Below are 18,780 nucleotides of genomic sequence, written 5' to 3'. Positions count from 1 at the left end.
CACATGGCAATATTAGAATTAATCGTTATATTAATTATTGCTGTTACGGTTTCAAATGTTATCTCTCATTTTATTCCCGAAATCCCAGTTAGTTTGTTCCAAATTGTGATTGGGTTATTTTTGGCTTTTACATTTGGTATTTATGTTGATGTCGATTCGCATTGGTTTATGTTGTTATTTATTGCGCCATTGCTGTTTAATGATGCTTGGCGCTTCCCAAAACGGGAATTATGGGAATTACGTGGTCCAATTTTGGGCAATGCTATCATATTAGTTCTATTGACTACGTTAGTGGGTGGTTTCTTCATTCATTTATTAATTCCACAGTTTCCTAGATCGGTTGCCTTGGCATTAGCGGCAGTTGTATCACCAACTGATCCAGTTGCTGTGCAAGCTATTGCCAGACGTGTCAAATTACCAGCTAACGTGATGCATGTTGTTTCTGGGGAAAGTCTAATCAACGATGCCAGCGGTTTGGTGAGCTTCAACACCGCCATTAAAGCCACTGTTGCAGGTACTTTTTTAATTGGTAGTGCGATTGGTAACTTTTTCTGGATGACCATCGTTGGTTTGATTGTTGGTTTGGTGATTGGTAGTTTTGTAAGTTGGTTACGAGATTCATTTGATCGTGCTGGTTTAAATGATGTGGTTTTTCACACTGTTGTGACATTAGTAATGCCTTTTATTATTTATTGGATTGCAGAAGGTGTGTTTCATTCATCTGGGGTTATTGCTGTTGTAGCTGGTGGTGTCTTGTCCAAAATTTTAAGCGACCAGCATATTAATGCGCGGTCCCCAGAAATTAGCGTGGTAGCCGTTCGAACATGGGAAATTTTTGTTTATTTACTTAATGGCACAATCTTTGTGTTATTAGGAATTGAGTTACCAGCTGCTATGACTAGTATTTTTCGTAGTACCCAAATACATACCGGTATGGCAATTTTCTACGGTGTTACTGTCTGGTTTATTGTGTTTGCTATCAGGACGGTTTGGGCGTACGGAACGCAAATTACTTACCATTTACAACATAGAGAACGACGTGTTTCATTTCGAACAGCTGTCACGTCTGGTTTGACGGGCGTGCGTGGCGCCGTTACGATGGCAGCGGTGTTGACAGTGCCGTCCGTTATTGATGACGGTAGTGCATTTCCACAGCGTAATTTGCTCATTTTTGTGGCAGCAGTTGTTGTGATTATGAGTTTGTTAGTCGCCACTGTGATGCTTCCGATTGTGACTAAAGAGTGGGCAACTCATGATTTTACGCAACCTGAAATTGCTGAAGTTGAGCCAACCGCACCAAAAAAGAGTAAAGTTGATTTAACAGAAGCACAGGCTCGTATTTTTGCGATTCAAATTGGGATACAAGTGTTACGCGAACAACAAAATGATGATAATCGTACTATCGTTTACGAGCTGATTAGTCGCAAACAACAAACTATGGCACAAATCAGACGGCAGCTTGATAAGAAAAATCCATCCCACAATGTTGAAAATGACCGAGAACTACGTTTTGTGGCTTTAGAGGCACAGCGTGATCGTTTGCGGCAGTTATTGGCAGATGAAATGATTTCCGTGCTTACTTATTCTGCACAGACGAGACGATTAGATCGTCTGGAAAATTTAATTAATTCTGACCAACATTATCATATTTCAACGCAATGGTTATTGATTCTGATTAGACGTGGACTACGAAGCATTAGAATTTGGCTTTCAGATGAGTCAACTGACAAGTTTAGACAAGAAACATCGCTAGCCATCACAGAGACTTCTAAAGCAGCAATTAAGGCGTTATCTGAATACATGGAAAAGTATAACGGTGATACTGTTTCACATCGAATGGAACGGCAAGCTGCTTATAATTTAATTGTTGGTTATCGCAATCGGATTGAAAATGAAAAGCATGATGATACCCCTGAGCAGCGCGATTTGGACGATAAAAATCGTATGGAACTTGAAGTTAAAGCGTTGAATGTTCAGCGTGAAACAATCCAGCAACTTTATGAACAAGGTAGAATTACCCGTCAGGCGGGTATTAACATTCGTCAATTTATTAACTATGCTGAAACAGCAGCTTTAGCAGGAAGGGATGAAGAGTAACAACCATGGATATTTTATCTTATTTTACTTTGAATAATCTGATGCATCTTGTGGATATTGCCATCATTTGGTTTCTGCTCTATAAAGTAATTCAATTTGTTGAAGGCACGCGTGCGCTACAAATTTTATTTGGTGTCGGTGTCGTAATTTTAATTAAAGTTGTGAGTTGGTATATTGGCTTGACGACTTTGTCTTGGTTGATGGATCAACTCATTACGTGGGCACCAATTGCGTTGGTCGTTATTTTCCAGCAAGAAATTCGACGAGGGCTTGAGACTTTGGGACGACGTTTAACATGGCGTCGTCAGCATATTGATAATGCCAAGGAACAGCAACTTATCAAGAGCCTTGACGAAGCCTTACAGTATATGTCAAAGCGTCGAATTGGTGCACTAATCACGATTAAACGCGACACGAGTTTAGATGAATATATTAAAACTGGTATTAAGTTAGATGCTTATATTACCAGCCAACTCTTGATTAATACATTTATTCCTAACACTCCGTTGCATGATGGGGCGGTGATCATTGATGATGATCGTGTTGCCGTAGCAGCGGCTTATCTGCCACTTTCAGAAAGCACGCGTATTCCAAAAGAATTGGGAACGCGGCACCGTGCTGCCGTCGGCATTAGTGAGGCAAGTGATGCGATTACGGTAGTTGTTTCTGAAGAGACTGGTGAAATTTCCATTACAAAAGATGGTGATTTATTGCGACACATGGCACGTGATGCCTACATGAATTTCTTTGAGCGCCAGTTCATTGCACCGGTTAATGAGGCTGCTGCAAAACATTGGTGGCAAAGGAGTGGTAGGGGGTTAGCAAAATGAAAATGATTGGTCATTCAAAAACTGTTAACTTAGTGGTCTCTTTGGTCATGGCAATTCTTTTATCAGCCTACGTCTTAAGCACCCGTTCCGCAACAACGAATGGTAGTGGCTCAGGTAATTTTTCAACGCTCATCCCTGAAAAAAGAGCAACTTTGAGTGTTCCCCTTAATTTACAATTCAATTCCGACAAATATGTTGTGGTCGGCGCGCCATCAACAGTGAAGGTTGGTATTGAAGGTTCCATAGCGTTGGTGGCAGCTGCCCAAAATCGTAACGATATCCAAGCTAGCGCGGATTTAAGAGGGCTAGGTGTTGGTAAACATACTGTTAAATTAGCACTTCGCGGTGTTAACGCTTCTCTAACATCAACTGTGACACCCCAAACAATTACTGTCACAATTGCGCGACGGAAAACCGCCACCGTGCCAGTCAAAGTAACTTATGATCATACTAAAATTGCTACGGGTTATGCTGTTAGTGGGACATCAGTAGATCCCAAATCGGTCAAAATTTCAGGACCTAAAGCTAATGTTGAGGCGGTGACATCGGTTGAAGCTGCTGTCTCGTTAGATAATAATACTAAAAGTACGATTACTAAGTCTGCCAAACTCGTTGCACGTGATAAAAATGGTGCAGTAGTTGAAGTTAACATTGATGTTAGTTCTGCCAGTGTTACTTTAAATGTTGGACCTGAAGACAGTAAAAAATTGTCTCTTTCAGCTACTCTTAAAAATGCCAATGGGGCTAACTATACAGTCACTTTTGATCCCAAAACTGTGACAGCGTATGGGGCATCTGATATACTGAATTCGATTAGCACGTTATCTGTTCCGGTTGATGTGACTAATATTACGAGCAAAACAACTGTGTCGGTTGACTTACCTGATCAAACAGGAATTGATCATTATAGTGTGACCAAAGTACAGGCGACGGTGACACCTGCAACTGATAGCAGCACATCATCAAGTAGTAGTTCAAGCTCTTCTTCCGATTCCGCCAGCACTTCCTCATCAAGCAGTAGTTCTAGTGCCAGTAGCAGTCAAAGTAGCTCATCATCATAAAAGTAAAGGACGATAATTATGTCAGATATTAAATTAAAATATTTTGGAACAGACGGTGTTCGTGGCGTTGCTAATCAAAGTTTGACACCAGAATTAGCTTTTCGATTGGGTCGAACCGGCGGTGCAATTTTAACAAAACATGCACAAAATTCTGATAAGCGACCGGTAGTTATTGTCGGTCGTGACACACGTATTTCAGGTGAAATGTTGCAGCAAGCGATTGTAGCAGGATTTTTATCAGTGGGTATTGACGTCCTACGTTTGGGTGTTATTACAACGCCAGCGGTTGCCTTTTTAGTTGAAAACTTGGAAGCGGACGCGGGTGTTCAAATTACCGCTTCGCATAATCCGGCCGCTGATAATGGAATTAAATTTTTTGGTAATGATGGTTTTAAATTGTCTGATGAACTGGAATATGAGATTGAGCAACTACTTGATGCTCCTGAAGATAATTTACCTCGCCCTAGCGCTGCAGGTATCGGAATTGCTAACAATTATCCTGAAGGCGTACAAAAGTACTTGGAGTTTTTACAAAAGACAATTCCAAGTAATTTAGAAGGTATGCGCGTTGCATTGGATGGCGCTAATGGCGCAACTAGTGGCCTGTTGGCCAGATTATTTGCTGACTTAGGAACTGATTTTATTACACTGGGCACTGAGCCAAATGGCATTAATATTAATGATGGCGTTGGGTCAACACATCCAGAAGCATTAGCTGAACTGGTGAAAGCTAGTGAAGTTGATGCAGGATTGGCTTTTGATGGTGATGGTGATCGCTTGATTGCCGTAACAGAAGATGGTGAAATTGTGGATGGTGATAAAATCATGTTTATCACAGGAAAGTTTTTAAATGAACAAGGCCGGCTTAAGCATAACACGGTTGTGTCAACTGTAATGAGCAATATTGGTTTTTATAAAGCATTAGCTGAAAATGATATGCAAAGTGTTAAAACAGCAGTTGGTGATCGTTATGTTATGGCTGAAATGCTGGCAAATGATTATAATCTTGGCGGCGAGCAATCAGGTCATATTATTTTCAGAGACTGGGCTACCACCGGTGATGGCTTGCTGACTGCTTTGCAGTTGCTCTACGTGATGCACGAAACTGGTAAAAAGCTGTCTGAATTAGCTGCTGAGGTTTCAATTTATCCGCAGAAATTAGTGAATGTCAAAGTTGCTGATAAATTTGCGTTGCAACATGATGCTGATGTTGTCGCAAAAATTGCTGAAGTAGAAACACAAATGTCTGGCGATGGTCGTGTATTGGTGAGACCTTCTGGCACTGAACCATTACTACGTGTGATGGTTGAAGCGGCGACACCAGAGTTGGTCGAGCAATATACATCTGAAATTGTTGACGTTGTTCGTGAAAAAGCTGAGATTTAAAGTGAGTAGCGTGTTTATCGCATTATATTTTTTGACGACTGTAATTTATCAAATTATACAGTCGTTTTTTGATATAATAGACTGTATACTATGCTTTAAAAGGACGAGAACGTGTCACAAGACAGTTTTAAAAAACACATATTAACACAATATGGTATTCGTTTTAATGACGAATCACTATTAACCGAAGCGCTAACTCAGCACAATTATCTCAATGAACATCCAGAAGATAAAGGACATGACTATCAACGATTAGAATTTTTAGGTGATTCTGTCATGCAAGTGACAGTGGCAGAATATTTATTCAAACGCTATCCTAATTGGCATGAAGGCCAATTAACTGAAATGCGGATTGCAATGGTGCAAACACGATCTTTTGCACACTTTGCGCGCTTGGTTCATTTGAACGAAGGTATTCGGTTAGGTAAAGGCGAAGAAATGAGTGGCGCCCGCGATCGTGATTCATTACTGGAAGATATTTGGGAAGCATTTATCGGTGCCTTATACTTAGATCAAGGGCCAAAAGAAGTGAACCAATTTCTTGATAAAACATTGTTTGCAGCGATTGATACGGATTTCTTTGACAGATTCATTGACTTTAAAAGTCGATTGCAAGAACGTTTGCAAGTAAAAGGAACGGTCGATATTGCTTATCGCACTGAAAGGGAAGAACAGTTAGCAGACAATACACAATTATTTGAGGCGAGTGTATCTGTTGATGATAAAGAACTGGCGCGTGGAACTGGTAAGTCAATTAAAGATGCTGAAAAAGCAGCAGCGCGAACTGCCTTAAAATTATTGGAAGATAATGTCAGCCTATGAAATTAAAATCACTTGAGATTAGCGGATTTAAGTCATTCGCCGACAAAACAATGATTGAATTTATGCCAGGGATGACTGGTATTGTTGGTCCAAATGGATCGGGAAAATCAAACATTATTGAAGCAATTCGCTGGGTAATGGGAGAACAAAGTGCTAAAGATTTGCGTGGGACAAAAATGTCCGACGTTATTTTTGGTGGCACTAATAAGCGGGGTGCTCTCAACCGTGCCGAAGTAGCTATCACATTTGATAACAGTGATCATTACATTAATTCAGATTTTAACGAAATTCGTGTAGCTCGCAAATTATATAGAACTGGCGAAAGTGTTTACCAAATTAATGGTGTTGAAAGCCGCTTACGAGATATTCATGATTTGTTTATGGATACTGGGTTAGGGCGAGAGAGTTTCTCCATTATTTCTCAAGGTCGTGTGGAAAGCATTTTTAATGCCAAGCCAGAGGATCGTCGCGGCATCATTGAAGAAGTAGCTGGTGTATATAAATATAAACAAAATAAAGAAAAAGCCCAGAAAGAATTATCACAAACGAGTGATAATTTGTCACGCGTTGCTGATATTATCCACGAAATTGAGGATAGAATTGAGCCTTTAGCTGAACAATCTGCCCAAGCCACTGATTATTTATCTCAAAAAGAGCGGTTTGATACTTTAGATAAGGCGCGTTTAGCTTTAACGATTCACGATGTTGAAATGAAAGCTGAGCAGGTCAAAGCAAAATTTACAGATCAGCAGAAACAAGTGACAACTGAAAAATCAACGCTATCACACATCAACGAAGCATTATCACAGAAAAGGCAGGAACGCGTTAGTCAGCAGTTAAAACGCGATCAACTGCAAGCCGACATTTTGGCATTAACTCAAACACATGAGCGCATGGTTGGTGCTCAAAACTTGAGTCAACAACAAACTGCTACTTTGGAGCGCGATATTGACGAGGCGACAAGATCGACTGCTGAGGTAAATGAGAAAATATCAGCGTTAACATCACAAATTGCACCGCTACAACAACAAGAATCAGAGCTTAAACAACAAAAGTCAACACTAAAACAAAAATTGACACAGTTTGATGATTTGACACAATCAGAACTTAAATCCAAACTGCAAGCCGACATCGAAAAAAATCGTCACGCTTATATTCAAACAATGCAAGATATTGCGGCTTTGCACAATGCGAAAGTTAATGACGATAAGCAATTGGCTCAAATAACAAGTCGTTATCAGACATTATCTGAACGGTTAAAAAATGAGACAGAGATTATGTCGCAAGCCCAGCAAGAATTGGCGAATTACCAGCCCAATGTTTCGGCGCAACACGATGTCTCAGCATTGAAAACAGCAGTTGATAAAAGACAAGAACAGTTTGATCATGCTGCAAGAGCATATAAACAATCTGAAACGAATTGGTATAATACCTTAAATGACCTCAACAAAATTCGTAGTCAACATGATGCCTTAGCGGCGATGGATGACTATGCAGGCTTTTACCAAGGTGTTCGTGCCTTAATGAAACCGCAAGTTAGAAACCAATTTGTTGGTATTAAAGGTGTTGTGGCAGAATTACTGACAGTGCCAGCAGATTACACTTTAGCTATTGAGACGGTATTAGGCGGTATTTTGCAGCAAATTGTGGTTGATAATACCAGTACGGCGAAGGCAGTAATTGCTTACCTGACAAAAAATCGGGCTGGCCGCGTGACAATTTTACCGGTTGATATAATTAAGCCTCGTCATTTAAATGGTTTAGAACAAGCACGCAGAATGGCTGGATTTGTTGGCATTGCTGCCGATTTAGTGACCATGCCTGAAGAAATGACAGCCATTAAAGCAAACATTTTGGGACACATTGTTGTGGCTAAAGATTTGAGCAGTGCCACGGAAATTGCAAAAGCTAATCAGTATCGTTTCCGAATTGTGACGCTTGATGGGCAACTAGTCAATGCCGGTGGTTCAATGACAGGTGGTGCGACACAAAAAAGAGGCACAACAATTTTGAGCCGCCAAACGGAAATTGCAACACTGACGCAGAAAATCACTGATTTAACAGAATTATCAAAATCTCAAGAACTTGAGTTGCAATCACAACGACGTGATGGCGAAGTAATTAGAGAGTCTCTGGTTGAAGCGCAAACGAAACTAAAATCAGCTAACGATGAGACGCAAAAGGTTGACTATGAATTGCAACGCAAGCAAGATACATTGCAACAACAAAAACGCGTTGTTCAGGCACTTGAATTTGAGTTAAAAGATATTGTGACGCAACAAGAGGAATTAACAACACAACTAGAAAGTTGTGAGTCACAATTAAATGACAAGCAAGCACAAAAAAATGCGCAAGAACTTGAGTCTCAAGAATTGTCACGAGCGCTGGAATCGGCATCTAACAAAGCGCAAAGTCATAATGATGACAAAGTTGCCATTCAAACAGAATATGTGACACTAACTGGTAAGTTAGAAACAGTGACAAGTCAACTTGCTATTCTGAGACAGCAGCAAAAAGAGTTGGAATCTCAAGCTGCAGGTCTGACTGTTAAACGCAATGATTTACAGGCAAAATTAACGGCAACGCAAAATGACATTGCGACGCAACAGCAGGTTTCAGATATTGTTGAAAAACTTACGAGCGTGCAAAAAGAACATGATAATATTAGTCAATATTTAACAACTATCAGTGATGATTTATCTATTTTGGAAACACAGTTTGCAGCACAACAAGAAACCCTGCGCTCAGTTATGGCTTTAGAAAGCGATCTTGCGGCACAACAAGCTAGACTAACAACACAAAATGAGAACTTACTGGCACAACTAGCATCACAATATGATATTAGTGACAGCCAAGACCTTTATCAGAAACTGACCGATTTAAACTTAGAAACAGTCACTGATCAATTGAAACTTATCAAACGTAGCTTGGATGAAATTGGTAATGTTAATATTGGTGCCATTGAAGAATATGAAGCGGTTAAGCAACGTTTTGATTTTTTAACACAGCAGCGTGATGATTTATTATCTGCAAAAGATAATCTGCTACAAACAATTGATGAAATGGATGAGGAAGTTCAAATTCGCTTCAAACATACATTTGACGCTGTTGCGGAGCATTTTGGACGCATTTTCACACAAATGTTTGGGGGTGGTCGGGCAGAAATTAAACTAACGGATCCAGACCACCTCTTAACGACGGGAATTGACATTACAGCGCAACCACCAGGAAAAAAATTCCAACAAATGAGTTTACTGTCTGGTGGCGAAAAGGCGTTGACAGCTATTACGTTATTGTTTGCTATTTTGCAAGTCCGTCCAGTGCCGTTTGTAGTACTTGACGAGGCCGAAGCAGCGCTAGATGAAGCAAACGTAGCGAGATTTGCACGTTATTTGCACGAATTTTCTGGTGAAACACAATTTATTGTGATTACACATCGAAAAGGTACGATGATGAATGCTAACTTATTATATGGTGTGACCATGCAAGAAGCTGGCGTATCAAAAATGGTGGCTGTGGATTTGGATAATATGGCTGAAACGGCATCATAAATATGTCGTGATAATCTAATTACCAGCAATGAATAAAGGAGAAACAAATGGGATTATTTGATATTTTCCGTAAAAAGAAGAATAACGTTGAACCGGAATCAACGACTACTTCAGAGAGTTTGTCTGAATCGCAATCTGAAAGTTTATCACAATCAAACAGCGAAACAACGACGAGTAGTGCTTTAACACAACCGGTTATGGAACAAGTTGGTTTAGTTGATGAACATGAAGCTGATGAATGGTCAAAAGCGCTTGACAAAAAGAGTGAAGCGATTCATGATCTGCCAGAATCAGAATCAGAATCAGAATCAGAATCAGAATCAGAATCAGAATCAGAATCAGAATCAGAATCAGAATCAGAATCAGAATCAGAATCAGAATCAGAATCAGAATCAGAATCAGAATCAGAATCAGAATCAGAATCAGAATCAGAATCAGAGATTGAAGTTGAACGAAACGAGCAGCAGGTTTATGACGAAGGCTTGAAAAAATCACGAACAGGTTTTGCTGAAAGATTTAATCGCTTTTTAGCTAATTTTCGTACCGTAGATGAGGATTTTTTCGAAGATTTGGAAGAAACCTTAGTCGGAGCTGATGTTGGTTTTGATATGGCGATTAAAATCAGTGACGAATTACGGGAAGAAGTTAAATTAGCCAACGCCAAACGCAAAGAATATGTGCGTGATGTGATCATCAAAAAAATGGTTGATTTATACGAAGCAGATGGTGTGAATGAAGATACACAAATGCATTTTGCACCAAATGGTAGTACTACCGTGATTTTGTTTGTTGGTGTTAATGGTGTTGGTAAAACAACAACAATTGGTAAGCTTGCCAGCAAGTACCAACAAGCAGGGAAATCTGTTTTGCTGGCGGCTGCGGATACATTCCGAGCTGGCGCTACCAAGCAATTACAAGAGTGGGGCGAGCGAGTAAATGTGCCTGTGGTTGCTGGTAAAGAAAAAGCTGATCCGGCTTCTGTTGTCTTTGAAGCTGTTGCTAAAGCCCGTGATGAACATTATGACATTTTATTTGTCGACACGGCTGGCCGTTTGCAGAATAATGTCAATTTAATGCAAGAACTAGAAAAAATGAAGCGTATTATTCAACGCGAAATTCCTGACGCACCACATGAAGTTTTGTTAGTGCTTGACGCGACAACTGGTCAAAACGCATTACAACAAGCTAAATTATTCAAAGATTCGTCTGATGTGACTGGCATCGTTTTGACTAAAATGGATGGCACAGCAAAGGGTGGTATCGTCTTTGCCATTCGGAATGAAATGCATTTGCCAGTCAAATGGATTGGATTTGGTGAAAAAGCCAGTGACCTGCGCGAGTTTAAGCCAGACGAGTTTGTCTACGGATTGTTTAAAGAGTTGGTATCGTGATGGATTTAACCAAAAAAAATCATATTAATGCGCTATTTGGCTTTTATGATCAGTTGCTGACTGAAAAACAACAACAATATTTACAATATTATTTTGAAGATGATTTTTCAATTGTAGAAATTGCAAATGCAGAAGCTGTTAGTCGACAAGCGGTGTCCGATAACATCAATCGGGCAATTGAATTATTAGAAAAATATGAAAGTATTTTGCATCTACAAGCTAATTTTGAATCACGACAAGTGATTGAAAATGAAGTGCAACAATACATTAACACCCATTATCAAAGTGATGATGTGTTAAAATTATTGGTGCAGAAGCTTTTAAATACAGAAATGGATAACTAGAAGGGAAACGTGTCGCCTGTGAATATATCGCAGAAAGGACATACTCTAAAATTATGGCATTTGAAAATCTAACTGAACGCCTCTCAAAGGCGATGAAAAATTTAACCGGTCGCGGCCGTGTTAGTGAAGAAGATCTTCGTGCGACGATGCGCGAAATTCGTTTGGCGTTACTGGAAGCCGATGTCAACTACGACACAGTGAAAAAGTTTGTCGCTAATGTACGTGAAAAAGCCAGCGGTGCTGATATTATGTCAGGATTGGATTCAGCGCAACAAGTCGTTAAGATTGTTAATGATGAGTTGACCGCAACGATGGGTGATGAGGCGGTACCACTTAATAAGTCGCCTAAAATTCCAACCATCATCATGATGGCTGGCCTACAAGGTGCTGGTAAAACAACCACAGTTGCCAAGTTAGCTTATAAATTAAAGAATGAAGAAAAAGCGCGTCCACTCTTGATTGCAGCCGACATTTATCGACCAGCTGCCATTGATCAATTGGAAATTTTGGGGCGCGATCTTGAAATTCCCGTATTTTCAATGGGGACGGATGTTAATCCGCGCGATATTGTCCGCGCTGGCTTGGCTAAAGCGGCTGAAAATAAAAATGACTATGTCTTTATTGATACAGCTGGTCGTTTACAAATTGATGAAGAATTGATGCAAGAGTTGAAAGATATTGCAGAGATTGCTCAGCCAGATGAGATTTTGTTGACAGTTGATGCAATGACTGGACAAAATGCTGCTGAAACAGCTAAGGGATTTTCAGAGTCGCTTGACTTAACTGGTGTTGTCTTGACTAAACTTGATGGTGACACACGTGGTGGTGCTGCCTTGTCAATTCGTGACGTAACTGGCAAACCCATTAAGTTTGTTGGTCAAGGTGAAAAGCCAACTGATTTGGACGTTTTCTATCCTGACCGGATGGCATCTCGTATTTTGGGCATGGGCGATGTGTTAACGCTGATTGAAAAGGCACAACGTGACTTTGATGCTGAATCCCAAGAAAAGCAACTTGAAAAAATGCGACAAAATACGTTTGATTTCAACGATTTTGTGGCGCAACTCAAGCAAGTTCAAAGTATGGGACCAATGGAAGATTTGTTAAAAATGATTCCGGGAATCGCGAACAATCCAGCATTGGCGAATGTTAATATTGATGCCAAACAATTTGCCCATTTAGAGGCTATTGTTGGTTCAATGACACCTCAAGAACGTGAAAATCCTGATTTAATCAATCCTTCGCGCCGTCGTCGTTTGGCAGCGGGTGCAGGGCGTCCGATTGTTGAAGTAAATCGCATGATTAAACAATTTGATCAAATGCGTAAAATGATGAATCAAGCCACAAATGGTAATTTTGGCGGTATTGATAAAATGATGGGTGGTTCTGGTATGGATATGTCATCTATGATGGGTGGCATGGGCGGTGGCATGCCAAAAGGTAACTTTGGTCAGAAAGTTCAAAATTTTGCAATTAAGCAGGCGGCGCGCCGATTACAAAAAGCTAAAAAGAAGCGCGGTCGCAAGTAATGAAAAGTTTAGAGCGTATTTTACCAATTTTTGTGTTTGTAGTCATGTTAAGCGCTAACTTGCTTAATATGCCAAACAACCATTGGCAGTCAGTCATCATGGCTGTCATGTTAGCAGCAATTGCTGGTTTGATTGTGTTTGGACTCATCAGATTTTTGTGGTGGTGGGTACAACGATAAATGCGAAGTTAAAGCGATAGTCGACATTTTAAGGAGAAAAGTGAACATGACATTGAAATTAATTGCATCCGACCTTGACGCAACATTCTTGCGTGCCGATAAGACCTTCAACGAGCCACTTTTTCAGCAAGTGCTAGATATTATGTCTGAAAAAGACATGCAATTCGTTGTGGCAACAGGGAATCATATGCAAAAAGTAATGGCCTATTTTAAAAATTTTGCTGGTCAATATCAAACCATTGCCAACAACGGCGCTGAAGTCATGCTTAATGGTCGTGTTCAAAATGAAAAAGCTGTACCACCTGCTGCCCTAGAAACAATTGTGACAATTGCTAAAAGGTATCATGATCATATCTTTGTTGGTTTGGCTTTCACCGGTCAATCTCAAACATTTATGTTAAAATCTCAAGCAGCAATCGCTGATACGTTTAAATTAGCCTCAGCTTATTTTCAAGATATCCATCTAATTGATTCATTAGCTGAAATTGATGCACCAATTTTAAAAGTGTCTACGGTCATTTCTGATGTGGAAGATCAATTCATGCGTGAAGTCAAACAGGTTTTGGGTAACCAAGTGCATGTGACAACATCAGGATATGGTGCTGTTGATATTGTTAATCCCGAGGTTAACAAAGCAAACGCACTAACATTTATAGCGGACAGTTTGGATGTGTTGCCTGAAGAAATTATGGCATTTGGTGATGGTTTAAACGACTTAGAAATGTTAGAATACGTTGGTCACCCGGTGGCAATGAAGAATAGTGACACAGAATTGTTCAAACATGATTTTGATGTCACAGAAGATGACAATGATCATGATGGCGTTTTGAAAAAAATATTATCTGTTATTGATTAAAGCACGCTTTAGCGTGTTTTTTTGTTGACGTTTATGTTAAGATGAATGGCAAAAAGGAGTCCGGATAATGCAGAAAAAAGATGGCCACACGCATACGATGTACTCACATCATGGTAGTCAAGAGTCACTCGACAGGTATATTGAACGCGCAATTGCTTTAGGTTTTGACACTTATGCTGTTACAGAACATGCGCCTTTACCTGAGAAGTTTTTAGCTAATTTTGTGGGGCCTCAAGAATCGCGCGATAGTTCAGCTATGGCATTATCTGAACTTGATGATTATCAAGCTCAGGTGGCACATGTACAAGAAAAATATGGCAACCAAATAAACATTAAACGTGGTTTTGAAGTAGATTATTTGCTCGGATATGAACCGGAAATAAAACAATTTCTAAAACAACATATTGATTGGATTGATGAAATTGTACTGTCGGTTCACTTTTTACCAGATCGCTACGGTAATCTTATGCCAATTGACTACGAGCCAGAGACTCTGTCGCAATATTTTGCAACTGAATTGCAAACACCGCAAGCATTGTTTGCAAAATATTTTGATGTCGTCAAAAAGAGCGTTGGCTTTGACATGGAATTAGATATACCGGTGCGCATCGGACATATCACATTGATTCGCAAGTATCAAAAATATTTTGATTTGCCACCATTTGATGATAGCGTTCACCGTCAAATTACTGAGTTGTTGATATTGATTTTAGAAAAAGGCTATGAATTAGATTTTAATGCCGCTGGTTTTAGTAAACCTTTTAATGGCGAAAGCTATCCCACATTTGATATTGTAGCGGAAGCACATCAACTTGGATTGCCTTTGGTTTATGGTTCTGATGCACATAGTGTTGATGCTTTGGGTTTACATTTTTCTGAAATGGCAGAATTTTTAGAAAATATAAGTGTTGACAAATAAAAAAATGACGTTATAATTAAACTAATCTAATAAATAATTCGCTGAAGTTGGAAAAGTAATTAAATTTTCGCAGTACAGGAAGCGCTTAAGCTAACGCATTGAGATGAGCGCCTGTGACCTTAATGAAAACACACCAACGAGCTGAACAATCAAAAATTGTTCCGGAGATTTCCGATACCAAGTACACCTGTGATTGCAGGTGAATGAGTTCTTTTGTGTAAACAAAAGGAGAATCAAGGTGGGAACACGTGAAAGCGTCCTTGCAAACTAAAAACTTTTAGTTTGTAAGGGCGCTTTTTTAGCGAAGTGGTAGGAGTAAGATATGAATAAAGTATTAGCTGGCGGTTCACGTGATGAATTTGGTGAACGTCTTAAGCAAAAACAAAAAATTACATCAGTGATCAGTAATGTGCTAAATGAGAAAGGTTTTATGCCAATTAATACGCCCTACATTGAAAAAGAAAGCACTTTTGAACAATATCGTGATCAAAACATCTTTCATTTGTATGATCAAGCTGGTGATAATTTAATTCTAAGACCAGATTTGACCTTGCCGGTCGCACGATTTTTGTCTTCTCACCAGCAAGAAAATGATATGTCGCAATTATATTATATTGGTGATGTGTTTCGACGTACCGATTACCTATCGGGTGAGTACAATCAAGAAACGCAGGCAGGGACTGAATTAATTGGTGATGATAGCTTCGAAGCAGAAATTCAAGCACTAGATATTATGTTGAATTTTGCCAAAGAGTTCAATATCACTGATGTTCAAGTGGTGTTGAGTGATGCGCGCTTAATTGATATTATTTTGGACACGTTGCAGCTAGACGGTGAATTACATCAAGCACTTAAACGGGCCATTGAACAAAAAAATGTTTCCGAGTTTGAAAAGTTAAGAGCTGAGATTGTTGACTTTCCAGAATTTCTGAATGAGTGGCCGTTATCTTATGGCGAAGATGGTGAAAATGTGATGTGGCAATTACAACACATGACAGCAGTAGCAACGATTACGCAAGGCTGGTTACGCCTAGCTAATCATGCACATCAATACTATCCAAATGTCAAGCTTACTGTTGATTTAGCGGCGGCATCGCCACAACCCTATTATACGGGAACAATTATCCGTGGCTTTATCCCAACATTGGGCCGCTATTTGTTTAGTGGTGGCCGTTATGACCGTTTACTAGAAAACTTTCAAAAAAAATTATTACCAGCTGTCGGTATTGGTCTAAATATTGAAACTATTCAAGCTGATTGGGAGCAGAATGCGTACGATTTAGCTACAACACAACCAGTTGTGATGGTACTTGGCAAAGGACGGGTTGAAAAAGGTGTACGACCCTTATTGAAAGCTGCAGGTATTGATACAACCCCGTTAGATAACCCTGAACGAAAGCTCATCTTTGACACCGCTGATGGTCGATACCGTTTTATTTTAGTGAAACCCAATGATGTCGTTAAGTATTTGGATCGTGGGATTGGCGACGTTGGCATTGTTGGTTCAGACACCATTGCTGAACAACGACAAAATCATTATGATGTATTAGATTTGAAAACAGGACGCGCACAATTTGTCGTTGCAGCGCCGGCAAATTTTCAACTTAATTTGCAACGTCGACAACGTATCGCGACGAAATATCCCAAAGTTGCCACTAAGTATTTCACCGATCGTGGCGAAGACGTTGCCTTGATTAAACTAGAAGGCTCAGTCGAACTGGGACCATTAACAGGGTTAGCTGATGCCATTATTGATATTACGCAAACAGGTAATACGTTACGAGAAAACCATTTGCAAGTTCATGACGTTGTTGGCGATGTCTCAACACACATGCTAGTCAGAGCCGGCGCCTTGTTACGTTATCAAACAGAACTCACCCAAGTCATTCAAAATTTGACCAAACTATTGAAAGAAGCGACTAACAAATGAAAATTATTAAAAATGAATCTTTGTCAGCAATCAAAACACAAATTCGTCGACAAACGGCACAAACCACTAATCCGCAAGTGGCAATTAGTGTGGCAAACATTATATCTGACGTTCGCCAGCGGGGTGATGCGGCTTTAAGAGATTATAGTGTCCGTTTTGATGGAGTGGCATTGAATAATTTGAAAGTTTCTGAATCAGATATTGATTCTGCAATTGCTCAAGTTCCAGATGAAGTCATTGCAGCGCTAAAAAAAGCAGCTACCAATATTACATCATTTCATCAGTTAGAAGTAGCGCAGTCTTTTGAAGATACGACACGTTCTGGCGTGATTCGTGGTACTAAGGTCACGCCACTCTCAGCTGTGGGGATTTATGTGCCGGGTGGGACAGCTGCCTATCCATCTTCAGTCTTAATGAATGCCATTCCTGCTAAAATTGCCGGTGTTGCCAATATTGTCATGGTCACACCACCACAACCAGATGGTTTAAATCCTGCCGTTTTGGCGGCAGCTAAAATTGCTGGTGTTGACAATATTTACCAAATTGGTGGTGCACAAGCAATTGCTGCTTTAGCTTATGGTACTGAAACAGTACCACAAGTGGATAAAATTACCGGACCCGGCAATGCTTATGTTGCCGCAGCCAAACGAGCTGTTTATGGACAAGTTGACATAGATATGATTGCCGGTCCATCTGAAATTGGTATTTTGGCTGATGATACGGCACGAGCAGAAGACGTGGCTGCTGACTTATTGTCCCAAGCAGAACACGATGTGAATGCGAGAGCAATTTTGATTACAGACTCATCCAATTTGGCGACGGCAGTGTCGGCGGCTGTTGAACAGCAACTTGAAACTTTGCCACGTGAAGCGATTGCTAGAAGTGCCATTGACAAAAACGGATACATTTATCTTGTTGACACGATTGATGACATGATTGAATTGATGAATGCTGTCGCACCAGAACATTTGGAAATCCAATTGGCGAATGCTTATGATTATATGGCCAAAATACAAAACGCTGGTTCTGTCTTTTTAGGCAAATACGCATCAGAACCGCTCGGTGATTACCTTGCGGGACCAAATCATATTTTACCAACTGGCGGTACAGCTCGCTTCAGTTCTGCACTAGGTGTTTGGGATTTTCAAAAGCGAATTCAGTATCTACAATATAATGCTGCTGCATTGGCAGAGGACGCCAATGATGTGACAGCATTAGCACGAATTGAAGGATTGGAAGGTCACGCTAGAGCGATTGAAAGTCGAGGAAAATAACATGACAAGACAGGCTATGATAAAACGCGAAACATTTGAAACACAAATCGCTGTTAACCTTAATTTAGATGATCAATCAGTCATCAATATTGACACAGGTATTGGTTATCTTGATCACATGCTGACCTTATTTGCTAAACATGGTCGCTTCGGGTTGTCTGTCGACGCTAAAGGTGATTTAAATGTTGACAGTCATCATACAATCGAAGATATCGGTATTGTATTAGGCGAGGCTTTCGTCAAGGCACTTGGGAACAAAATTGGCATTGAACGTTATGGCGCCCAGTTTGTGCCGATGGATGAAACCTTATCTCGCGTTGTGATTGATTTATCCGGTCGTGCTTATCTTGTTTTTCAAGCAGAGTTAACAGCACCACGTCTAGGCGACTTTGAAACGGAAGTTGTTGAGGACTTCTGGCAGGGCTTTGCCAATGCGGCGCAAGCAAATGTGCATATTTCAGTTTTGTATGGTCGTAATACCCACCATAAAATCGAAAGTATTTTTAAAGCGGCTGGTCGGGCAATGCGACAAGCAGTGACAGTTAATCCTGACATTCAGGGCGTTAATTCGACTAAAGGTCGTATCTGAAAATTAAGACGACAAATAACGT

Annotated in this window: 15 protein-coding genes; all 15 read left to right on the top strand. The window is 40.1% G+C overall.

Annotated elements, in window-relative coordinates; all coding sequences use genetic code 11:
- The first annotated feature begins 3 nt into the window (after positions 1 to 3).
- Positions 4 to 2,097 (top strand): Na+/H+ antiporter, encoded by a 2,094-nt coding sequence (locus BMG01_RS01945; protein WP_004910515.1) that lies wholly within the window; start codon positions 4 to 6, stop codon positions 2,095 to 2,097.
- A gap of 5 nt (positions 2,098 to 2,102) precedes the next feature.
- Positions 2,103 to 2,927 carry a diadenylate cyclase CdaA gene (gene cdaA / locus BMG01_RS01940; RefSeq protein ID WP_036067962.1) on the top strand — a complete coding sequence of 275 codons (825 nt, stop codon included), beginning with the start codon at positions 2,103 to 2,105 and terminating at the stop codon, positions 2,925 to 2,927.
- Positions 2,924 to 3,988: a YbbR-like domain-containing protein gene (locus BMG01_RS01935; protein WP_004910511.1), complete on the top strand. Its 1,065-nt coding sequence runs from the start codon at positions 2,924 to 2,926 to the stop codon at positions 3,986 to 3,988. Before cdaA ends, BMG01_RS01935 begins: the two co-directional genes overlap by 4 nt.
- A gap of 18 nt (positions 3,989 to 4,006) precedes the next feature.
- Positions 4,007 to 5,374, top strand: a complete 1,368-nt coding sequence (gene glmM, locus BMG01_RS01930) for a phosphoglucosamine mutase (protein WP_004910508.1) — start codon at positions 4,007 to 4,009, stop codon at positions 5,372 to 5,374.
- 111 nt (positions 5,375 to 5,485) lie between these two features.
- A complete protein-coding gene (gene rnc / locus BMG01_RS01925) occupies positions 5,486 to 6,196 on the top strand; it encodes a ribonuclease III (protein WP_004910505.1) in 711 nt (236 codons plus the stop codon).
- Entirely contained in the window at positions 6,193 to 9,747 is a 3,555-nt protein-coding gene (gene smc, locus BMG01_RS01920; protein ID WP_036067959.1) for a chromosome segregation protein SMC, read from the top strand. Before rnc ends, smc begins: the two co-directional genes overlap by 4 nt.
- Positions 9,748 to 9,794: 47 nt before the next feature.
- Positions 9,795 to 11,138 carry a signal recognition particle-docking protein FtsY gene (ftsY, locus tag BMG01_RS01915; RefSeq protein WP_084007060.1) on the top strand — a complete coding sequence of 448 codons (1,344 nt, stop codon included), beginning with the start codon at positions 9,795 to 9,797 and terminating at the stop codon, positions 11,136 to 11,138.
- Positions 11,138 to 11,482: a YlxM family DNA-binding protein gene (ylxM, locus tag BMG01_RS01910; protein WP_004910500.1), complete on the top strand. Its 345-nt coding sequence runs from the start codon at positions 11,138 to 11,140 to the stop codon at positions 11,480 to 11,482. The genes ftsY and ylxM overlap by 1 nt, the downstream gene beginning before the upstream one ends.
- A gap of 53 nt (positions 11,483 to 11,535) precedes the next feature.
- A complete protein-coding gene (gene ffh / locus BMG01_RS01905) occupies positions 11,536 to 13,011 on the top strand; it encodes a signal recognition particle protein (RefSeq protein ID WP_004910498.1) in 1,476 nt (491 codons plus the stop codon).
- Positions 13,011 to 13,190, top strand: coding sequence for a hypothetical protein (locus BMG01_RS01900; protein WP_004910496.1), 180 nt, complete (start codon positions 13,011 to 13,013; stop codon positions 13,188 to 13,190). Before ffh ends, BMG01_RS01900 begins: the two co-directional genes overlap by 1 nt.
- A gap of 46 nt (positions 13,191 to 13,236) precedes the next feature.
- Positions 13,237 to 14,046, top strand: a complete 810-nt coding sequence (locus BMG01_RS01895) for a Cof-type HAD-IIB family hydrolase (RefSeq protein WP_004910495.1) — start codon at positions 13,237 to 13,239, stop codon at positions 14,044 to 14,046.
- A gap of 67 nt (positions 14,047 to 14,113) precedes the next feature.
- Positions 14,114 to 14,965 carry a histidinol-phosphatase HisJ gene (gene hisJ / locus BMG01_RS01890; protein ID WP_004910493.1) on the top strand — a complete coding sequence of 284 codons (852 nt, stop codon included), beginning with the start codon at positions 14,114 to 14,116 and terminating at the stop codon, positions 14,963 to 14,965.
- Between the two features lie 322 nt (positions 14,966 to 15,287).
- Complete coding sequence (gene hisG, locus BMG01_RS01885) at positions 15,288 to 16,895, top strand: ATP phosphoribosyltransferase (protein ID WP_080519650.1); 1,608 nt, start codon at positions 15,288 to 15,290, stop codon at positions 16,893 to 16,895.
- Complete coding sequence (gene hisD, locus BMG01_RS01880; RefSeq protein ID WP_004910488.1) at positions 16,892 to 18,169, top strand: histidinol dehydrogenase; 1,278 nt, start codon at positions 16,892 to 16,894, stop codon at positions 18,167 to 18,169. Before hisG ends, hisD begins: the two co-directional genes overlap by 4 nt.
- Position 18,170: 1 nt before the next feature.
- Positions 18,171 to 18,758 carry an imidazoleglycerol-phosphate dehydratase HisB gene (gene hisB, locus BMG01_RS01875; protein ID WP_004910485.1) on the top strand — a complete coding sequence of 196 codons (588 nt, stop codon included), beginning with the start codon at positions 18,171 to 18,173 and terminating at the stop codon, positions 18,756 to 18,758.
- The last annotated feature ends 22 nt before the right edge of the window (positions 18,759 to 18,780 follow it).

The organism is Leuconostoc sp. BM2 (assembly GCF_002095565.1).
GTDB classification, from domain to species: domain Bacteria; phylum Bacillota; class Bacilli; order Lactobacillales; family Lactobacillaceae; genus Leuconostoc; species Leuconostoc falkenbergense.
Note: the sequence above shows the minus strand (reverse complement) of the source record. Positions and strands in the feature narration are given on the sequence as shown.